At 34.5% G+C, this 19,218-nt stretch carries 16 protein-coding genes; 7 read left to right on the top strand and 9 right to left on the bottom strand.

The features are described from left to right. Nucleotides 1-127: 127 nt before the first annotated feature. Nucleotides 128-637, top strand: coding sequence for a hypothetical protein (locus BKH42_RS00005; RefSeq protein ID WP_095293558.1), 510 nt, complete (start codon nucleotides 128-130; stop codon nucleotides 635-637). After that, entirely contained in the window at nucleotides 615-749 is a 135-nt protein-coding gene (locus tag BKH42_RS09825) for a hypothetical protein (protein WP_257874202.1), read from the top strand. Before BKH42_RS00005 ends, BKH42_RS09825 begins: the two co-directional genes overlap by 23 nt. Before the next feature lie 370 nt (nucleotides 750-1,119). Here BKH42_RS09825 and BKH42_RS00010 read toward each other — a convergent pair whose 3' ends face one another. Beyond that, complete coding sequence (locus tag BKH42_RS00010; protein WP_095293559.1) at nucleotides 1,120-1,512, bottom strand: DoxX family protein; 393 nt, start codon at nucleotides 1,510-1,512, stop codon at nucleotides 1,120-1,122. A 119-nt stretch (nucleotides 1,513-1,631) separates the two neighbouring features. Beyond that, nucleotides 1,632-2,429, bottom strand: coding sequence for a diaminopimelate epimerase (dapF, locus tag BKH42_RS00015; RefSeq protein WP_095293560.1), 798 nt, complete (start codon nucleotides 2,427-2,429; stop codon nucleotides 1,632-1,634). A gap of 107 nt (nucleotides 2,430-2,536) precedes the next feature. On the opposite strand from dapF, the gene BKH42_RS00020 reads away from it, so the two are divergent. The 3 genes from BKH42_RS00020 (at nucleotide 2,537) to BKH42_RS00030 (ending at nucleotide 5,504) form a co-directional block, all read left to right on the top strand. After that, a complete protein-coding gene (locus BKH42_RS00020) occupies nucleotides 2,537-3,040 on the top strand; it encodes a DinB family protein (protein ID WP_095293561.1) in 504 nt (167 codons plus the stop codon). Beyond that, nucleotides 3,040-4,074, top strand: a complete 1,035-nt coding sequence (locus tag BKH42_RS00025; protein ID WP_095293562.1) for an AI-2E family transporter — start codon at nucleotides 3,040-3,042, stop codon at nucleotides 4,072-4,074. Before BKH42_RS00020 ends, BKH42_RS00025 begins: the two co-directional genes overlap by 1 nt. A gap of 125 nt (nucleotides 4,075-4,199) precedes the next feature. Continuing rightward, entirely contained in the window at nucleotides 4,200-5,504 is a 1,305-nt protein-coding gene (locus tag BKH42_RS00030; RefSeq protein WP_095293563.1) for an NCS2 family permease, read from the top strand. Here the strand turns inward: BKH42_RS00030 and BKH42_RS00035 are convergent. After that, on the bottom strand, nucleotides 5,501-6,424 hold the full coding sequence (locus BKH42_RS00035; RefSeq protein ID WP_095293564.1) for a radical SAM protein: 924 nt from the start codon (nucleotides 6,422-6,424) through the stop codon (nucleotides 5,501-5,503). The genes BKH42_RS00030 and BKH42_RS00035 overlap by 4 nt on opposite strands. Next, nucleotides 6,421-8,619: a type I DNA topoisomerase gene (topA, locus tag BKH42_RS00040; RefSeq protein ID WP_095293565.1), complete on the bottom strand. Its 2,199-nt coding sequence runs from the start codon at nucleotides 8,617-8,619 to the stop codon at nucleotides 6,421-6,423. Before topA ends, BKH42_RS00035 begins: the two co-directional genes overlap by 4 nt. 122 nt (nucleotides 8,620-8,741) lie before the next feature. On the opposite strand from topA, the gene BKH42_RS00045 reads away from it, so the two are divergent. Further along, nucleotides 8,742-10,286 carry a flagellin B gene (locus BKH42_RS00045; protein ID WP_095293566.1) on the top strand — a complete coding sequence of 515 codons (1,545 nt, stop codon included), beginning with the start codon at nucleotides 8,742-8,744 and terminating at the stop codon, nucleotides 10,284-10,286. A 45-nt stretch (nucleotides 10,287-10,331) separates the two neighbouring features. Continuing rightward, the gene (locus tag BKH42_RS00050; protein WP_095293567.1) at nucleotides 10,332-12,224 is read left to right on the top strand and encodes a motility associated factor glycosyltransferase family protein; all 1,893 of its coding nucleotides are present in this window, start codon (nucleotides 10,332-10,334) and stop codon (nucleotides 12,222-12,224) included. Nucleotides 12,225-12,262: 38 nt separating this feature from the next. On the opposite strand, the gene BKH42_RS00055 is transcribed toward BKH42_RS00050, so the two are convergent. From BKH42_RS00055 to dnaE, 5 genes are all read right to left on the bottom strand, one after another. Further along, a complete protein-coding gene (locus BKH42_RS00055) occupies nucleotides 12,263-12,577 on the bottom strand; it encodes a thioredoxin family protein (protein WP_095293568.1) in 315 nt (104 codons plus the stop codon). A gap of 12 nt (nucleotides 12,578-12,589) precedes the next feature. Then, the gene (locus BKH42_RS00060; protein ID WP_180673847.1) at nucleotides 12,590-13,639 is read right to left on the bottom strand and encodes a YeiH family protein; all 1,050 of its coding nucleotides are present in this window, start codon (nucleotides 13,637-13,639) and stop codon (nucleotides 12,590-12,592) included. A gap of 84 nt (nucleotides 13,640-13,723) precedes the next feature. Then, nucleotides 13,724-14,551 (bottom strand): tetratricopeptide repeat protein, encoded by an 828-nt coding sequence (locus BKH42_RS00065; RefSeq protein WP_095293569.1) that lies wholly within the window; start codon nucleotides 14,549-14,551, stop codon nucleotides 13,724-13,726. A 37-nt stretch (nucleotides 14,552-14,588) separates the two neighbouring features. Continuing rightward, nucleotides 14,589-15,395 (bottom strand): pseudouridine synthase, encoded by an 807-nt coding sequence (locus BKH42_RS00070; protein ID WP_180673849.1) that lies wholly within the window; start codon nucleotides 15,393-15,395, stop codon nucleotides 14,589-14,591. Continuing rightward, nucleotides 15,380-19,060 (bottom strand): DNA polymerase III subunit alpha, encoded by a 3,681-nt coding sequence (gene dnaE / locus BKH42_RS00075; protein ID WP_095293571.1) that lies wholly within the window; start codon nucleotides 19,058-19,060, stop codon nucleotides 15,380-15,382. Before dnaE ends, BKH42_RS00070 begins: the two co-directional genes overlap by 16 nt. Nucleotides 19,061-19,218: the final 158 nt, after the last annotated feature.

A 19,218-nucleotide genomic window follows, 5' to 3' on the forward strand; every position in this document is an offset into this window, starting at 1 on the left:
TCATTCGATTCAGAGCCTTCATCAAAAAACGCAGAAACAAAATCAAAGAAGAAAACCCACATGATGAACCCAAAAATCCTGAAACAGTGAAGATTCTAGAAGATGTTATGAAACAAAGGAGAGGAGAATGATATTTGTATATATTATTATTAGTTTTAGCATCATATTCATACTACTTTCAATTCCTATCATCAATTTCATTTTTTTCTATATGGATAATCAATTCTCAAGAGTGGATAAAATTGTATTTATAGTTATTTTTATTGTCGGCTTATTTATTATTATTGTTGAAAAGATATATGATTATTATACGAGTGTCTATTCTATTTTATTCCATTATATTGTGTTATATTATGTCTATATAAAAATTAGATATGGATTTAAAAATATAAATCTCAATGAGATAAGCTTGATGATTTATATGAGTGCTTTTTTATTTTTTTTATGTTTTATTTGGATTCTACGCCTAGATGATGGTTCTCAGTTTATGTCTAATTACTACTTTTATACACCCTTCATAGTTTATTATTTACTATTTTCCATCAACATAATCATTCGAGCTAGAGCCTTCATCAACAAACGCAGAAACAAAATCAAAGAAGAAAACCCACATGATGAAGTCAAAAAACCTAGCTAGTATCTCTCCTAATATTGATTTAAAAATAAAAGAAAATCCTCTAGATTCAAACATTCATAGAACCTCTCCTAGTAATGATGCCTCTAAAGAAGTGAAGATTCCTACTAAATAAGAAGAATCCATCTTTGATAATCTGATTGGTCAAAAGACTATGGTTCACAATCTAAGCAGGAGAGAGCTTTTTGTGTATGACAAAAATATTTTTAAATCCCCTAAAGTGGAGATCTTTTTTCCATATCTTGGCATGATCGCGATATTCACATCCAAGCAGGAGGCAATTTTTTCGATACTCTGGTAGATGATAGGGAGTTTTTGTTTAAGTATTTATTTTAGATAAGTTGTTATTAGATTCACATATGTACTAACAGGCAATTTATAGAAGAATGGAGTAGCGAGAGTGAGCTAATAAGACTGTATATTTATTTAATTTCATATTTATTTCAGGGGATTTTATAGGATTAGGGATAAATCCCTAATAACTTTTAATGGCCTTTTTTAATATCTAAGGCAAATCTTCCTGAACCTAAAAAGATGATCGCCACAGCCCCAAAAAGATACCAAGCTTGAGGTTCAATAATCCATCCACCCATTTGATTGATTCCAAATATATTCCCGCCTGTAACCACAAAAATCGCTACTAGCATATTCAAAATAAGTATCACAGAAGCAATCCTAACTTGAAAACCAATGATAAGCATAATAGGTGCTAAAATCTCTCCTATATAAACACCATAAACAGCAGATCCTGGCATTCCCATAGCCTCAATCATACTCCTAACACCATCAACTCCATAGACCGCTTTATAAATGCCGTGAAATATCATCATTCCTCCAACATTTAACCTGAGTATCAATTTTCCTATATCTGAGAACATTTTTTATCCTTTAGTATTTCATATCTAGATATAGCATTATAGCGAGAAATATATCGGGGATATTAACAAAGGAGAATTTTTATGCTGTGTTCTATGGGGATATGCAAATGGAATTATCTTTATCTTTCATTCACAATAAAGGTACCTACAGAACAAACCTTGCCTTCAAATAAAATTTCATCACTCTGCATATCTAAATTTAATTTTTCTCCACTAGGAGGAACAAGAGTGCATTTCTTGGCAACACTATGATGAATATGTGCCATTGCAAAAACCGCTGCCATTCCTGTTCCACAAGCTAAAGTTATATCCTCTACCCCTCTTTCATAGGTACTAAGATAAATCTTTTGAGAATCTTCAATATAGGCTATATTCACATTTGCATCATATTTGTTACGTAAATCACAAAGCGTTTGATTTTTAATCTTTGGAAGCTGATTTGAGCTTGTAATAAAATGAACTAAATGAGGCACTCCTGTATCAATAAAATACCATTTACCTGGATAAATAGCACTTTCTATGTTGAACTCATCTATGATGGTATACTTTCCTAGATTGGTTTGAATATTGGCAAATTTTCCAATACCATCAGATTCTATAGTGCCTTTGAAATGAGCTTTTATCTCTCCTGCATCTGTAAGAAAAGTATGGCAAAGAGGTGCAAGAGAATTCTCATAAGCATAATAACACACGCACCTACTAGCATTTCCGCACATTTTTGCCCTGCTCCCATCAGAATTATAAAATTCCCACCGATACGCATATTTTAAATCAGGCAATACAACCACAAGACCATCTGCACCAATCCCATTATGCCTATCGCAAAGTTTTTTTGCTAACTGAGATCTATCTTTATGCTCAAAAGCACTGAATATCAAAAAATCATTCCCACTCGCACAATATTTGTGTAATATCATCATTTTCCTTCGCCAGATAGATAATCAACATAGATTTTAGCACAAAATTAAAATGGTTAAAGCAATCAAGGTATAATTGGCCACAAAAACAATAAAAGGATTTTTAAATGAATGCGGTATTAAAACTAGAAGCAAAGTATAACAAGATTGCAAACGAAAAAATGATGGAATGTCTTAAAAAATGCAATCAAGATGTTTTTGAAAAAGATATGGGATTGTATTTTAATTCCATAGCAGGTACTTTTGAACACGCTTTGGCACTAGGGGCTCATATATGCGGACGATATACTTCAAAAGAGCTTGATGGAAGGCTGATTGAATCTATAATGGATTGCGATGCACACATGCAACTCAAATCAGGATACAAGACAATGGAAAAAATGTTTGAATACAGATCTAAAGTAGATGAGTTTATGATTGCTTTTATTGAAAATAAATCCGATTTTACACAAATTGAAACACTAGAATTTCCAGGTGTAAAATTTGAAAAGCCCACTTATCAAATCATTCTTTCGTTTTTCACTCACGAGGTTCATCACAGAGGTCAGATTGCAGCAGCTCTTGATATGCTTAAAATCGAAAATGATTTTAATGGGATGTTGATAATTTAGTGCGTCCGATATACTTTTTTTGGATTGTCTTTGCTATCAGTCTTTATTGGATGGGGTATTTATACCAAGATTTTTTGATGAATCTTTTGATAGCCGCACTTTTGTGTGTGGCTAGTTATTGGCTCAAACATTTTTTTGAAAACTATATCAAAAGTAATTTTCTTACATCCATGTTATGCGTGTTGGTGCTTTTAGCATTTTTTATTTTACCGCTATACTTTGTGGTTCATCAAAGCATTGATTTTTTACGTCATTTAGAGCCTGATAGCTTCACAATCTTGATTGAAAAATTAAGAAATTTTACCTCTGGGATTTTTTCAAATTTTCCAACTTTAGATAAAAATGTAAATAAATTTTTCGCAAGTATCTCTGTGGATTCAGTGATGACTTACGCACTCACATTCAGTAGCTACATTGGAAAGTACAGCCTGAATTTTATTATGAACGCTGGTTTTATTGTGGTGTTCTTGTTTTTCTTTTTCTACTATGGCCACAAAATGTATGCCTATGTTGTCAAACTTTTGCCTTTTGAAAAATCTGAAAGTCAGGCAGTTTTTGAAGAGATAAATGGTGTTTTGCATATTGTATTTTTGACCTCAATTATCAATGTTTTGCTTCAAGGACTTGCTTTTGGGGTAGCGGTGATGTGGTTTGGATATGATGGATTCTTGCTTGGCATACTCTATGGACTGACTTCTTTGATACCCATAATAGGTGGAGCTCTCTTATGGATACCTATAATGGGTTATGAGATATACTTGGGCAATATAGGAGGTGGGGTATTTATAGGGCTTTATTCACTCATCTTCATAAGTTTTATCATTGATAATATCATCAAGCCTATCATTATCGGCATCATCAAACAAAAAATTTTAAAAACCCCTATCCAAATCAGTGAAATCTTGATTTTCTTTTCAATTTTAGCTGGTATTTCTACCTTTGGATTCTGGGGAATTGTTGTAGGGCCGACGATAACAGCATTTTTCATTGCACTCCTAAGGCTATATCAAGACAATTTTTCTTACAAGACTTAAAATCAAATCCTTCTTCATAACAAAAACCTTCGCTTTGATTTGATAATTTTATGTAGTTTTATGAAGAAATATTTTACAATTCTTGCATCTCTTCAAGAACACTTATTGAAAAAATGGAGAAATCAATGAAATTCTTAGAAAAATATTTTCAGCTCAAACAAAATCATACAACACTTAAAACAGAAGCTTTAGCAGGATTCACAATATTTCTAACAATGCTCTATATTATTCCTGTGGGTTCGCAAATTCTTTCTGAAGCAGGTATGCCAAAAAATGAGCTTATTACTGTAGTCTCGTTAGTGACAGCACTAGCAACATTACTCACAGGATTATGGGCGAATACTCCCGTTGCTATGAGTGTAGGAATGGGTCTAGTTGCGTACTTCACCTATGGTCTTGTTCAGGGAATGGGGCTGAGCTGGGAACAAGCGTTGGGAGCTGTATTTTTATCAGGAATCATTTTTATGATTATTTCTTTTACACGTATCAGGGTTTGGATCATGCAAAGCATTCCTAAAGATCTAAGATTTGCTTTATGTGCTGGTCTTGGAGCATTTATTGCAGCCATAGGATTGAAATCTTTAGGATTTATCACTATCACCTCATCAGGATTAATGACACTAGGAAATATTTCCTCGCCTCATATTCTAATTGGTATTTTTGGAGTTGTGGTGATGCTATTATTACACACACTCAAGATTCAAGGAGCTTTTATTATTGGAATATTGCTTTGTTCAGCAATATCTTGGATATTGGGCGATTCTTCATTGCCATCTAATATCTTTTCCTCTCCATCTTCTATTTCAGGTATTGCTATGAAATTTGATCTAATAGGAATAATGAACGTTGCACTCATACCTGCAATCATCGCATTACTTATCACCGATTTGTTTGATTCCTTGGGTACACTTGCAGGTGTGGGGGCAAAAGCAAAGATGTTTCAAGATGTCAGCGGAAAAGATAAAAAACTTGAAAAAACTCTTCAAGCTGATGCTATAGCTACAACCGCAGGAGCAATGTTTGGAGTCTCTACAACAACAGCTTTTTTAGAAAGCTCTGCAGGAGTTGCAATAGGTGGTAGAACTGGACTCACTGCTGTTTTTACGGCAATATTTTTTGCTCTCACTTTGTTTTTGTTGCCGGTATTTAGTGCTATTCCTGATTATGCGATTTATCCAACCTTGATTGTAGTAGGTGCATTGATGTTTTCAGAAATCAGGCATATCAATTTTTCTGATCTACCTGTCTGTATAGCAAGTTTTTTTACGATTATTTTAATGCCACTGAGCTCTTCTATCACTACAGGATTGGCAAGTGGATTCATTATTTATGTTCTGATGTGTGCGTTCAAAAGGCAATGGCAAAGAATCAATACAGGAGTGATAATCCTATTTGTCATCAGCTTGATACCTTTTATATTTCAGAGTTAAGATTTTATTGTATAAAATTGAAGGTTAGCAACCTTCTTTATTTTCAAATCACCTTGTGCATAAAGCTCTTTTAACAGCAATAAAGTCTGGGGCTCAAAAATACTTTCACACTCATCTAAACTTATAGGCCTTCTAGAAATAAACTCTAAAATCTCATCCTTAGAATATTTTTGATTCATTTGAGTGGGAGAACTTTTTCTATGAGGTAAAGAAACAAACATTTCTTTAAATTCTTTAGCTATCTCAGAAAGCTTATCATAACTAATTGCCTCTACATTGTAAGCAGGGGGTCTATCCACACTCCCTAAATCAATCCTACTCACATTGATATCCTTCAGAAATTCCACGATGGCATTGATATTTTTAGGCTTATCATTGATTCCATCTACAAGCAATACTTCAGCGACCAATTCGCCTTTATATTTGGAAGAAAAATCCTTAATGCCAGCCAATAAATCCTTTAAACTGATATTTTTATGAGGTCTATCAACACGTTTAAAGCTCTCTTCATCTGCCCCATCTAAAGAAAATTTCACTATATCAAACAATGCTAAAGCATCTTGCACACTAGGAACTCCAAACCTAGATCCGTTGCTTAAGATCAGAGTAGAAACTCCTTTTGGAATAAAAGGTTTGATAGTCTTCATAAAATCATACAAAAATGGATAAAGAGTGGGTTCTCCATTTGCTGTGATTGTCAAAACATCAATTTGAGGATTCTCTAAAAGTGCCAAATGGACGCTCTTGATAAGATCCTCTAATGTGATAATTTTTTCCATCTTTTCTTGTGCTTTTTGTCCAAGTAATTCACAATAAAGACAATCAAAATTGCACTGTTTCCCGCTAGGAGATAAATCAACACCTAAAGAGATACCAAATCTCCTAGAGATAACAGGCCCAAATACCACTTTGTTTATCAATTCACTTCAACTTTATGTTTGCACTTGATGCATTCGTGAATATGTTTGCCTCTATAAGTTCTATCACTCATCATATACCCGCATTCAGGGCATTTTACATCAATTGGCTCGTGATTGCAGATAAATTTACACTTCGGATAATTTCCACAACCATAAAAAGATCCTCTACGACTTCTTCTAAGCAATATATCTCCGCCACATTCAGGGCATTTTACATCTAAAGCCTTAGGAGCATTGGAAGAATTTTTTAAAGATTTAGTATTCTTGCAATCAGGATACCCGCTACAAGCTATAAATTCACCATTTTTCCCAAATTTTTTCACCATGGGTTTCCCGCATTTTTCACAAACTTCAGATATTTCTTCAGTGTCATTATTGCTTTCATCTGGTTTAATATACTTGCACTTAGGATACCCACTACAAGCTATAAATTCACCATATCTCCCACTTCTTTTTACAAGTTCTTTTCCGCATTTTGGACAAAACTCTCCTGTGGGAATAACTACTTTTTGAGAAGTAATATTGAGTTTGCCTTGAGAGATTTTTTCTATAAAAGGCTCATAGAATTCCCATAATACCTTTTGCCAATCCTCTTTGCTTTGAGCTATCTCATCTAGTTTATTTTCTAAAGAAGCACTGAATTTACAATCCACAATTTCATTAAAATGCTCCTCTAGCATCTCAATCACTTTAAACGCACTTTCTTGAGGAATGATTTGTTTTTTCTCAACAGTAATATATTCACGATTTTGCAAAAGAGATACCGTAGGAGCATAGGTACTAGGCCTACCAATACCCAAGCCTTCTAAGGTTTTTATCAATGAAGCCTCAGAATATCTAGCTGGAGGTTCTGTAGTATGCTTATTATTTTGAATGGATTCTAAAGTTATATTTGAGCCCACTTTGAGTTCAGGAAGCAACTTGTCCTTATCTTCATCGCCTAAAAGTTTATAATATCCATCAAAAATAAGCTTTCGACCATTTGCTTTGAATTCACCTTTACCACAAACAAAAACAATGCTCTGAGTTTCAAAAATTGCATCTTCCATCTGTGAAGCTAAAAAACGATTATAGATAAGAGTGTAAAGTTTATGCTCTTCGGGTTTGAGATAAGATTTTGCAAGTTCTGGTGTGAAAAAAATATCTGTGGGACGAATAGCTTCGTGAGCTTCTTGAGCAGATTTATTCTTGGTGCTGTACTGTTTTGGTTTTGAAGGGATATATTTTTCTCCAAAGTCTTTGAGTATTTTCTCACGAGCAGAGTCTTGAGCTTCTTTAGCAATATTGAGACTATCTGTTCTCATATAAGTGATAATACCCATTGCTCCATTATTGGTTTGAACGCCTTCATAAAGTCTTTGAGCAATACTCATGGTTCTTGTGGGAGAATAACCCAAAACATTTGAAGCACTTTGCTGCAAGGTAGAAGTCATAAAAGGAGGAGGAGTGGCAGATTTTTTTGGCTTTTTGGCAATTTCACCCACCTTATAAGGAGTATCTTTGAGAGCCTTTAGCATTTTTTCAGCAAGGGCTTTATCTGTAATACTTTGTTTTTTTATTTTATTGCCCTCATAAACACTCAATTCTGCTTGTATTCCATTTCCGAAAACAGCATCAATATTGTAATAATCAATAGGCACAAATGCTCTAATTTCCCTCTCTCTATCTAAAATAATCTTTAAAGCAGCACTCTGCACTCTACCAGCACTGAGTCCTCTACTTATTTTACTTGAAATAAGCCCACTTAGCTTGAAACCCACTATCCTATCTAAAAGCCTACGTGCTTGTTGTGCATTAACCCTATCCATGTCAATTTTTCTTGGAGATTTTAAAGCATTCTGTATGGCTGTTTTGGTTATTTCATGAAAAATAATACGCGGAAAAGTATCCACATCTTTACCAATAGCCTGAGTGATATGAAACCCTATTGCCTCACCCTCTCTATCTTCATCGGTAGCGATATAGGTAACTTTTGCTTTTTTTGCCAAAGCTTTAATCTTTTCTACAATCTCTTTATGATCTTTATCAATTTTATATTCAGGAATAAAACTCTCTTCTTCTATTTTTATCCCAAAACTAGATTTTGGAAGATCTCTTATGTGACCTTTTGAAGCAATGACCTCAAAACCACTGTCTAAAAAATTTTTGATGGTTTTTGCTTTAGCTGGGGATTCTACGATGATTAGATCTTTCATTGTTACTCTTTAATTAACTTGATGTTTTTGGCAATTTTAACACATTTTTGTTTTTTTGCTAGAAAATAATTTTGGAACATCTATTGCTTGTAATGACCAAAACAAATGCAAAGGATGCGATTATGAGTTTTAGGATAAATACAAACATAGCAGCACTTACCGCACACGCAGTAGGCATACAGAACAATAGAGACTTGGCGGGTTCTCTAGAAAAGCTTAGCTCTGGGCTTCGTATCAATAAAGCCGCTGATGATTCTTCTGGTATGGCTATTGCTGATAGTCTTAGAAGTCAAAGCGAGAGCTTAGGACAAGCGGTCAAAAACGCAAATGACGCTATTGGTATGATACAAGTGGCTGATAAAGCAATGGATGAACAAATTAAGATCTTAGATACTATCAAAACCAAAGCGATCCAAGCTGCTCAAGATGGTCAGACTCTAGAGTCTAGAAAAGCACTGCAAAGCGATATTCAAAGGCTATTAGAAGAACTAGATAACATCGCTAATACTACAAGCTTTAATGGCCAACAAATGCTATCTGGAAGTTTCTCAAACAAGGAATTTCAGATCGGGGCATATTCTAATACAACTGTAAAAGCCTCTATTGGACCAACAAGCTCAGATAAGATAGGGCACATTAGGATGGAAACCTCTTCATTTGATGGAATTGGTATGCAAGCTTCTGCAGCAGGGGGCAATCTTACTGAGGTTGCTCTGAATTTTAGGCAAGTTGATGGCGTTAATGACTATCAAATAGAAACCGCTAAAATTTCAACATCTGCAGGAACTGGTATTGGTGCATTAAGTGAAATTATCAATAGATTTTCAAACAAACTTGGTGTGAGGGCTTCTTATAATGTTATGGCCACAGGTGGTGTACCCGTACAATCAGGAACTATCAGGGGTCTTGTTATCAATGGTGTATCAATTGGAACCATCAATGATGTTCGTAAAAATGATGCTGATGGTAGATTAATGAATGCGGTCAATTCTGTTAAAGATCAAACAGGCGTGGAGGCATTTTTAGATATCACAGGCAGGATGAATTTGAAATCCAACGATGGAAGGGCTATATCTATTCACGCAAATAGTGCAAGTGGTCAAGTTTTTGGTGGAGGAAATTTTGCTGGTATTTCAGGATTCAATCACGCAATCGTAGGAAGATTAACACTCATAAGAACCGATGCTAGAGATATTATCATTAGTGGGGTAAATTTCAGTCACATTGGTATGCATTCCGCACAAGGTGTATCAGAATATACAGTGAATCTAAGAGCAATTCGAGGAGTATTTGATGCAAATGTTACTTCTGCTTCTGGGGCTAATGCCAATATTGCTCAAGCAGATCTCAACTGGAGAGGAATGGGAGCTGGGGTCACAAGCATCAAAGGAGCAATGGTTGTAATGGATATGGCAGATTCTGCTAGAACTCAGCTTGATAAAGTTCGTGCGGACATAGGATCTGTTCAAATCCAACTCGTCGCAACCATCAATAACATTTCTGTGACCCAAGTCAATGTAAAAGCAGCTGAATCTCAGATCAGAGATGTGGATTTTGCACAAGAATCTGCAAATTTCTCAAAATACAATATTTTGGCACAAAGTGGAAGTTTTGCAATGGCACAAGCTAACGCTGTACAGCAAAATGTCCTAAGACTTCTTCAATAATTCCTCTTAAAGGGGAATTATCCCCTCTATTTTTCAAGGTTATCTATGCAAAATATTTATGAAAAAAATTTTAATGCTATAAAAATCAAAGATCCTCTTTTGGCAATTTCTTTAGCAAACATCAAACCCAATGAAAGATTTGATGTTTTTATGGACAAAGATCCTGCGAATTTTAATATCATAGAAAAAAATTCTAGCACACCATTGTTTTTAGGAAAACCCCTTGAAGAGACGATGAAAAAAGTGAATGATTTTTCTAGTTATGTGCATTACCCATATTTATATTTTTATGGATTGGGAAATGGTGTATTTTATCGATTACTCTTAGGAAATCCCCAACTTAAGCGTATTGTCGTTATTGAACCTGAGATTGAGATATTATTTATTGTTTTCAATCTAGTTGATTTTACAGAAGAGATTTTGAGCGATAAGATTATATTTCTATACTCTAAATTTTGCACCTACCATATGATCAATTCGCTTTTTGAAATGGATAAAAAATCCAAGATTTATTCAAAAGTCTATGACTTGCACATTTTCAACTCTTATTATGAAGCCCACCAAGATGAAATACTCAAACTCAATCAATTCTTTATCAAAGCAATTGAACACGCCGTGATTAGCATAGGAAATGATACAAGAGATGCTATTATAGGTATCAAACAACACATACAAAATCTTCCTGATGTGTTGCGTTCTCCTACACTCATCAATCTGGTGCAAAATCTTAAAAATCAAGATACTGCTATCATTGTCTCCACAGGTCCTAGCCTTAATAAGCAACTTGAAATACTCAAAAGCATCGCACCTTTTGTTAGCATCTTCTGCATTGATGCTTCTTTTCCTATTCTTTATAAAAATGGTATCAAACCTGATGTTGTACTTTCACTTGAACGTGTTGAAGCAACAGCTCGTTTTTATTATGACACTCCAGAAGAAGCCCAAGAAGGAGTTGTATTTGCCATCACTTCAATTGTAAATAAAAGACTCAAAGAATCTATCACTAAAGGGACTAAACAATTTAGTTTTCGTCCCTTTGGCTACACTAATTTATTTGGTTTTCACGAGTATGGGTATTTGGGAATTGGTATGAGTGCAGCAAATATGGCCTATGAACTGATTGTCCATTCAAGATTTAAAAGATGCATTATCATTGGTCAAGATCTTGCTTTTGGAAATGATGGAAGCTCTCATGCCAAAAATGCCTTGTATGGAAGCAATGAAATCAAACCAAAACCTGAAAGTGAAAAAATATTCATAGAAAAATATGGTGGAGGAGGGAAGGTAGAGACAACAAAGGTTTGGAAATTATTTTTAGAGTTTTTTGAAAAAGATATTGCTCAAACTCCCTATAAACTTGAGGTTATCAATGCAACACAAGGAGGGGCGAGGATACATGGAGCCCTTGAGATGAGTTTTCAAGAAGCTATAAAACTAATAGACACGACCACTCCTAAAAAACCAATCAAACTAGTTTATCCAGAAAAAAGCCTAAGTGATAAAAATATCAAAATAGCCAGAGATAAATGTGAAGACATCATCAAATATGGCACTAAACAAAAAGCTAGAGTTGAAAAATTATTTCTAAAAGTAGCCAAATATACCGAAGAACTTGAGAGACTCAATAATGAGAATAAATTAGAAAAAATAAACTTCAAAAAACTAACCAAACTTTTAGATGAAATTGATGAGGTAAAAAAATTATTTGATGAAAAAAAATTTAATGACTACTTTGTGGATGCGATTCAATCTTATATCTTTCATCAAGAACTTGATATTGCAAAACTTCTTGTCAAAGATGTAAAAGATAAACTAGAAACTCAAGCTAAACAGATTGAATGGATCTATTTGCATAAATATTGGCTTTTCAGTCTTGCAGGGGGCATGGATTGTGTGATTGAGATCGTTAAAGAAGCACTAACGGACTGGGAAGAATAATCCCATCCATCAATTTGATAACCGTTATATGTTTAAATTCAGATCAGTTGCTTTAAAGCTGTTTCGATCGGAAGTTTATTGTCAGGCTCCACAACTCTTTCTCCAACCTCCTTACCATCTTTATAGAATATTAGAGTAGGAATTCTCCTCACCCCTAACTCCTCTTTGAGTTCTTCTTCAGCATCAATATTTATTTTGTAAATTCTTACTTTGCCTTCATAATCTTTTGAAAGTACTTCCATAATAGGTTCTATCTTTCGGCAATCTGGACACCAATTTGCTCCAAAATCTACTATAACTGCTCCTTGAGCAATTTCTTTTTCAAACCTTGTTCTATCAATAAGTTCTATCATTTTTTTATCCTTTTATGTTAAAAATTTTACCAAGAAAAAACCACCGAAAATTAGAGTAACGAATAATATCAACGCTAAGGTAAATGCTTTACCTCCAGAACTAAGGAACTTTTTCAAATCAACCTGAAGCCCTAGTGCTACCATCGCAAAGACTAAAGAAAGATTACAAATATAATGCAACACTTCCATAATATTTTTAAATACATCAGCAGAAATCACACCTAGAGCCAATCTAGGAAGATAAGAATTCACAATCACTAAAGCCAAAAAACCAAAAGCAAACCAAGGGATATGGAGTTTCCTGCGCCCGCCTGCCCTTGTATTGTGACTGATGATATAAGGAACGATGAGTAGCAAGGGCACAAGCAAAATCACCCTAATCATTTTGATGGTCACAGCAACACTCTGAGCCTCTGGAGAAATAGAACTTGATGCACCCACTACATTTGCAACTTCATGCACGGTTGCACCAATATAAATACCTTCTTGAGTATGATCTAAGGGTATGATGCCAATGTTATAGAGTATTGGATATAAAAACATTGCAATCAATCCAAATATAACGACTGTACCGACAGCAACCACTCCTTTATAAGGTTCTGATTTTATAGAAGATTCTAGTGCCAAAACAGCAGCAGCACCACAAACAGCACTTCCTCCACTCACAAGCATAGAAATCTCTTTATCTAGGCCTAAAAACCTCACACCAATATAGGTTCCTAAAGAAAAAATAATGATGACAACAACTAATGAAATGATAATACCATGTATGCCCACACTCAATATTTCAGTTAAAGTAACATTGAATCCATACAAAATAATCCCAAATCGAAGCAATTTCTTGGCACTAAAATTCACTCCATATTCAACAGATTTTCTAGTTCTCCTAAATATAGAAGAAGCAAAAGCCCCTATAATAACACCAATAAGAAGAGGAGAGAAATGTATCGCCTTGAGCAAGTCAATATTAGCAAAATAAAGGGAGGCAAAAGATATTGCCCCAACCAAAACAAGTCCATTAAAATAGCTACTTGTTATCATAGATCTTTTTAAATCTGACATTTTCTACCTTTAAAATAGATAACAATAACAGGCATTGTACTCAAACTAATAAAAAATAAACTTGAATCGAAAAAGTTTAATTGATTACTTCTTTAGATCTTTTACATCTTTTTTGGCATTTTTATCTAAATGAGATTGAAGCGTTTGGTAATTCTCACAAGAATCTTTATTTCCTAAATCACAAGCCTTTTTAAAATAATCCATCCCTTTGTTTATATCTTGATGAATCACCTTTCCTTCAGCATACAAAAATCCTAGATTTGAACAAGACAAACCTATACCAAGCTCACAAGCACGTTCAGAATAAGTGATAGTGTTCTGAATATCCCTATATTTACTAAAATACAAATCACTCGCATTAAAACATCCTGCACCATTCCCAAGATCACAGGCCTTTTGACACATTGGTAATGCCTTATCTCCTTGTGCATCATCTTTATAGAACGCACACGCATCTAAACAGCCATAAGCATTATTCAAATCACACGCTTTGGCAAATAACCCTGCAGATTTATCAAGATCTTGATCCACACCTTCGGCATTTTTATACATCACGCCTTCGCTATAACAAGCTTGAGAAAAACCTTTATCGCAAGAATTTTGAAAATTCTTCATCGCTTTTTTATAATCTTTTTTATCCCTATCAATCACTCCCATATTATAACAACCTGTTGGATTATCACCATTGCAGGACTTCTCAAATAAATCCTTAGCCGCTCCTAAATCTTTTTTAATATCTTGCCCTAGTGCATATTTAACACCTAAATTAGCACAACTCTCTAAATCACCCTCACCGCAGTTTAATTTCAAATTTGATATTTCCTGAGTATCTCCCTTTTCAGGCTTGATCGGATCTCCACAGCCATAAAAAAATACTCCTAAAACAAGCAGATTAAAAAATAATTTCTTCATATTTTTCCTTCTAGAATAAAGTTAATTAAAGACGTGATTATATATTGTTTTTACTGATAAAAGAATCTATTTTTCCTATTTTGCCCATAAATTGATGTAATTGTTTATATTCATCTTTATTTAGGAATCTAATCTTCCCTACTGGCAATGCATTGAGATTAATCCAGCCATAGCGAATGCGTCTTAAATCCATCACATCTGCTTTGAAGTGAGCAAAAAATCTTCGGAGTTCTCGATTTTTTCCCTCCATAATAGTAACCTTTAGTTTTGAAAAATGGATATCATTTTTTCCTATTTCATATCTAATAAATGGGGCAAAAGTCATTGAATAAATTTTACTTTTCTGATGTGCTCCAGTACTAGCATTCTCAATATGGATGCCTTCATTCATAGCTCTTATCATTTCTTCAGTAATTTTTCCATTTATCTTGATGATATATTCACGTTCAAGGTCGCTTTCCATTAAAGATTGAGCAACTTTTTTATTATCAGTGAGCAACAAAACTCCTTCAGAAGCAAAATCAAGTCTTCCGATAGGTACAAAATGCATATATTTTCCACCCAATGTATCATAAACAACTCGCCTACCTCTGTCATCTTTTTTGCTTACAAGTTCACCTTTGGGTTTATGATACACGATGACTGTGTATAGTTCCTCATCTTTAGGCTTGACATACTTACCATCAATGAAAACTCTCTGTCCTTCAAGCAAGACACTTTTAGTGTTTGCTTTGGTTTTTTCAATATTTACTCTTCCTTGCTCTATGAGAATATCAGCTTCTCTGCGAGAATATTTTGCATTATGTGAAATAAATTGATTGAGTCTCATTACATATCCATCCATTCAAATTCTTGTAAAATCTGCTTGATAGAAGTATCCACCTTAAATTTAGTAACCATCTTATAAAATTTTCCATCAATATAAGAATTTTTTTTATCTTTTAACATCACTGTTAGCTCCCTTTCGCCTGGATATTTTTGTGCTTCTGCTCCTAATTTTTCAAAAAAACTTGGCTGTATGCTTGTATCTAATACTATAGCCAAAGGACAAGGATAGAGATCATCTAGAGATTGTACTCTGGCTTCCATTAGATCCTGACGGTGATATAAGTCATTGACAGTTTCTCCTAGTAGTCCTGCTTCCCATTCCTCATTAGTAACATCTCTATACTTGAGTTTGACTTTTTTTGTTTGATTTGTTGCATTTTGCAAATCCATAATCTCCCACAATCTAAGCTCTATTTTTCCATCTCTTTCCTCAATTTTACATTTAAATGCAAGAGGAACAGATGTATCAAATTCTTCTAGTTCTTTTAGGTTTTTCTCAAACAACATCAAATTGATACTACTGTGCATATCTAGTATTTTTGCATATCCATAGGGTTTCCCACTTTTTTTGCTAATTTTTTTCTCAATATCGAGCACCTTGCCCACTATCATGGCATTTGAACCAATCTCTAGCAAATCTAACTCTGTGCTTTTAGCAACGCCTTTTATAGCCTTGATCTGATCTTTAAATTCTTCAAGTGGATTAGCAGAGACATAAAACCCTAAGCACTCATACTCATAATCTAGCAAGGTTTTCATATCATATTCAGGAATTTCTTCAAAATCAAGTGTGATGGTCTCATCTTGCTGCTCATTCCCAAAGAGAGAATCCTTCATCATTTCTCTAACTTTATCCCTATTTCTGCCTGCATCACATATCTTATCAATATTCTCTAGCATACTAGCTCTGCTGTATCCTAGATTATCTAAACTTCCAGATTTAATGAGTGGCTCTAAGATTCTTTTAGTGAATTTACTAGAATCAACTCTTGAAATAAAATCTTCTAAACTTTTGAATTCCCCTTGAGATTCCCTTAGCTCGATAATATTTTTCAAAGGTCCTTCTCCCGCACCTTTTATGGCTCCTAATCCAAAAATAATCCTCTTTTGCGATCCATTTTTATCGCTAAAATCCTCTACCCCAAAATCAAGTCCAGATTTATTCACATGTGGAGGGACAAGCTCTATTCCCATTGCTTTAATTTCATCAATATAATTGGCCACTGATTCGATTTTATTAGATTCACTTGTAAGCATTGCTGCCATAAACTCGTGCTCATAATAAGTTTTTAAATAAGCTGTTTGAAAGGTAATCATCGCATAAGCAGCAGAATGCGATTTATTAAACCCATATCCTGCGAATTTAACGATCAAGTCCCATAATTCTTGTGCTTTTAATTTATCAAATCCTTTTTTTTCTGCCCCTGCGACAAATTTTATTTTGTTATCTGCCATGATCTGAGCGTCTTTTTTACCCATTGCTCGACGAATCAAATCAGCCTCACCAAGCGAGAATCCACCGATGGTTTGGACAATCTGCATTACCTGTTCTTGATAGACGATAGTCCCATAGGTAGGTTTTAAGATAGGCTCTAATTCAGGGAACATATAAGAGATAGGTTCAAATCCGTGTTTTCTGTTTGCAAAATCATCAACCATTCCTGATTCCATAGGGCCTGGACGTCCTAAAGCGATGATCGCGACAATATCTTCAAAAGAAGAAGGCTGAAGCCTTTTATTGAGTCCTTGAAACATTCCAGATTCTATCTGAAATACTCCTAATGTATTCCCACTCTGAATGGTCTTATAAACATCTGGGTCGTTTTCATCAATACTCAAAAAATCAATATTTTTGTTATATCTTTTAGAGATGAGCTTGAGTGCATCATCTATCACGGTTAAAGTCTTCAATCCCAAGAAATCAAACTTTATCAAATCAACAGGTTCAAGATATTTCATTGAATATTGCGTTACAATCGCTCCATCCATCTTATCGCTTGTGTATAAGGGAACCTTATTCCAAAGCTCTTCATCACTATCTACCACAAGTGCGGCTGCGTGTTTTCCAGCATTTCGATTGAGTCCTTCTAGCATTAAAGAAAAATCCCAAACTTTCTTGGCAAGTGGATTGGTTTGAGTGAGTTCTTTGATTTTAGGTTCTAGATCCCAAGCCCCATTTGTATGTTGTCCATCTTTTTCATATCCTGCAAGTGTGATACCTAATTTATCAGGAATGAGTTTTGCCATTTCATCAGCTTCTTTATAAGGCATATTCAAGACTCTTGCAACATCCCTTACCACACCTTTGGCGAGCATTTTACCAAAGGTAATCACTTGAGCTACATTATACTTTCCATATTTTTCTATCATATACTCAATAATCTCGCCTCTTCGCCTTTGACAAAAATCAGTATCAATATCGGGCATTGATATACGTTCAGGGTTTAGAAATCTCTCAAATAGTAAATCATACTTCAAAGGATCAATATCGGTAATCTTCAGACAAAAAGCCACCAAACTCCCTGCAGCACTCCCTCTTCCTGGCCCTACAGGAATACCATTTTGCTTAGCGTATTTGATAAAATCCCACACAATCAGCATATAGCCTGGAAATTTCATATCATTGATAACTTTGATTTCCCTCTCTAGCCTATCTTTATAAATTTGATGCTTTTCTTCAGGGATGATTTTGAGTCTTTCTTCTAGGCCTTTTCTAGATTTGTGAGCAAAATAACTCGCATCATCAGACATACTAAGCCCTTCTAAACTAGCATATTCTTGTGTAAATTTGAATCTAGGTGGTGTGGGAGGATTATTTTTTTCATCTTTGAGATCAATTTCAAGATTGCATTTATCAGCTATTTCTTGAGTGTTTTGCAAAGCTTCTGGAATATCAGCAAATAGCCTTCCCATCTCTTGAGGGGATTTGATATAAAACTCTTTGACTGAATGCTTGAGTCTATCTTTGTCATCAAGAGTTTTTCCCATTGCTACACACATAGCTACCTCTTGGGCACTCGCATCTTCTTGATTGGTATAGTGAGTATCATTAGTGGCAATAAGTTTGATACCTGTTTGCAAGGATATATTTATCAATGCCTCATCAATAAATGCCTGATCAGCAATGCCATGTCTCATGATCTCAATATAAAAATCATCTCCAAAAATATCTTGATATTCCAAAGCAACATCTTTGGCAACTTCATAGCCCTTAGCACCAAATTTTATATTTCTAGGATTATTTGTATTTAACTGCCAACTCACTTCTCCTTGCAAACATGCTGAAGAACAAATAAGCCCTCTTGATCGCTCACGCAACATTTTTTTGTTGATTCTAGGATAATAATAAAAGCCCTCTATGAATGCCATCGAGCTCAAATACATTAAATTCTTATAGCCTTCTTCATTCTTTGCATACAGGCATAGATGAAAACGTTGTTTGGAATCCTTATTCTTCAAATCATCATTATTGTGCAAATAAGCTTCAATCCCAATAATAGGCTTGATGCCTTCTTTTTTCATCGTAGTGTAAAAATCAATGGCTCCAAACATATTTCCATGATCGGTCATGCTCACGCTCTTCATCCCAAGCTCTTTGATTTTTTTAGCAAGTATCTTGATTTTATTAGCCCCGTCCAGCAAGGAATATTCGGTATGTAGATGCAGATGTGTATAACTCATATTTTTTCCTTTTTAGGTTCCAAAAATAATGATATTTTTTGATGCAAATTATAATGACAACTTCATTTATTCTACCTGATATGAATTTGACAAGCTCCATAAATAATCAATAATAAACAAACAAAAACTTTAATATTTTTGATTATTTGGATTCAAAA

The organism is Helicobacter sp. 13S00482-2 (genome assembly GCF_002272795.1).
Lineage (GTDB): Bacteria > Campylobacterota > Campylobacteria > Campylobacterales > Helicobacteraceae > Helicobacter_J.

Bases quoted from the DNA above. Each gene is read 5' to 3' on its own strand.
- BKH42_RS00005 (WP_095293558.1), top strand. From the start codon at position 128: ATGATATTTGTATATATTATTATTAGTTTTAGCATCATATTCATACTA.
- BKH42_RS09825 (WP_257874202.1), top strand. From the start codon at position 615: ATGAAGTCAAAAAACCTAGCTAGTATCTCTCCTAATATTGATTTAAAA.
- BKH42_RS00010 (WP_095293559.1), bottom strand. From the start codon at position 1,512: ATGTTCTCAGATATAGGAAAATTGATACTCAGGTTAAATGTTGGAGGA.
- dapF (WP_095293560.1), bottom strand. From the start codon at position 2,429: ATGATATTACACAAATATTGTGCGAGTGGGAATGATTTTTTGATATTC.
- BKH42_RS00020 (WP_095293561.1), top strand. From the start codon at position 2,537: ATGAATGCGGTATTAAAACTAGAAGCAAAGTATAACAAGATTGCAAAC.
- BKH42_RS00030 (WP_095293563.1), top strand. From the start codon at position 4,200: ATGAAATTCTTAGAAAAATATTTTCAGCTCAAACAAAATCATACAACA.
- topA (WP_095293565.1), bottom strand. From the start codon at position 8,619: ATGAAAGATCTAATCATCGTAGAATCCCCAGCTAAAGCAAAAACCATC.
- BKH42_RS00045 (WP_095293566.1), top strand. From the start codon at position 8,742: ATGAGTTTTAGGATAAATACAAACATAGCAGCACTTACCGCACACGCA.
- BKH42_RS00050 (WP_095293567.1), top strand. From the start codon at position 10,332: ATGCAAAATATTTATGAAAAAAATTTTAATGCTATAAAAATCAAAGAT.
- BKH42_RS00055 (WP_095293568.1), bottom strand. From the start codon at position 12,577: ATGATAGAACTTATTGATAGAACAAGGTTTGAAAAAGAAATTGCTCAA.
- BKH42_RS00060 (WP_180673847.1), bottom strand. From the start codon at position 13,639: ATGTCAGATTTAAAAAGATCTATGATAACAAGTAGCTATTTTAATGGA.
- BKH42_RS00065 (WP_095293569.1), bottom strand. From the start codon at position 14,551: ATGAAGAAATTATTTTTTAATCTGCTTGTTTTAGGAGTATTTTTTTAT.
- BKH42_RS00070 (WP_180673849.1), bottom strand. From the start codon at position 15,395: ATGGATGGATATGTAATGAGACTCAATCAATTTATTTCACATAATGCA.
- dnaE (WP_095293571.1), bottom strand. From the start codon at position 19,060: ATGAGTTATACACATCTGCATCTACATACCGAATATTCCTTGCTGGAC.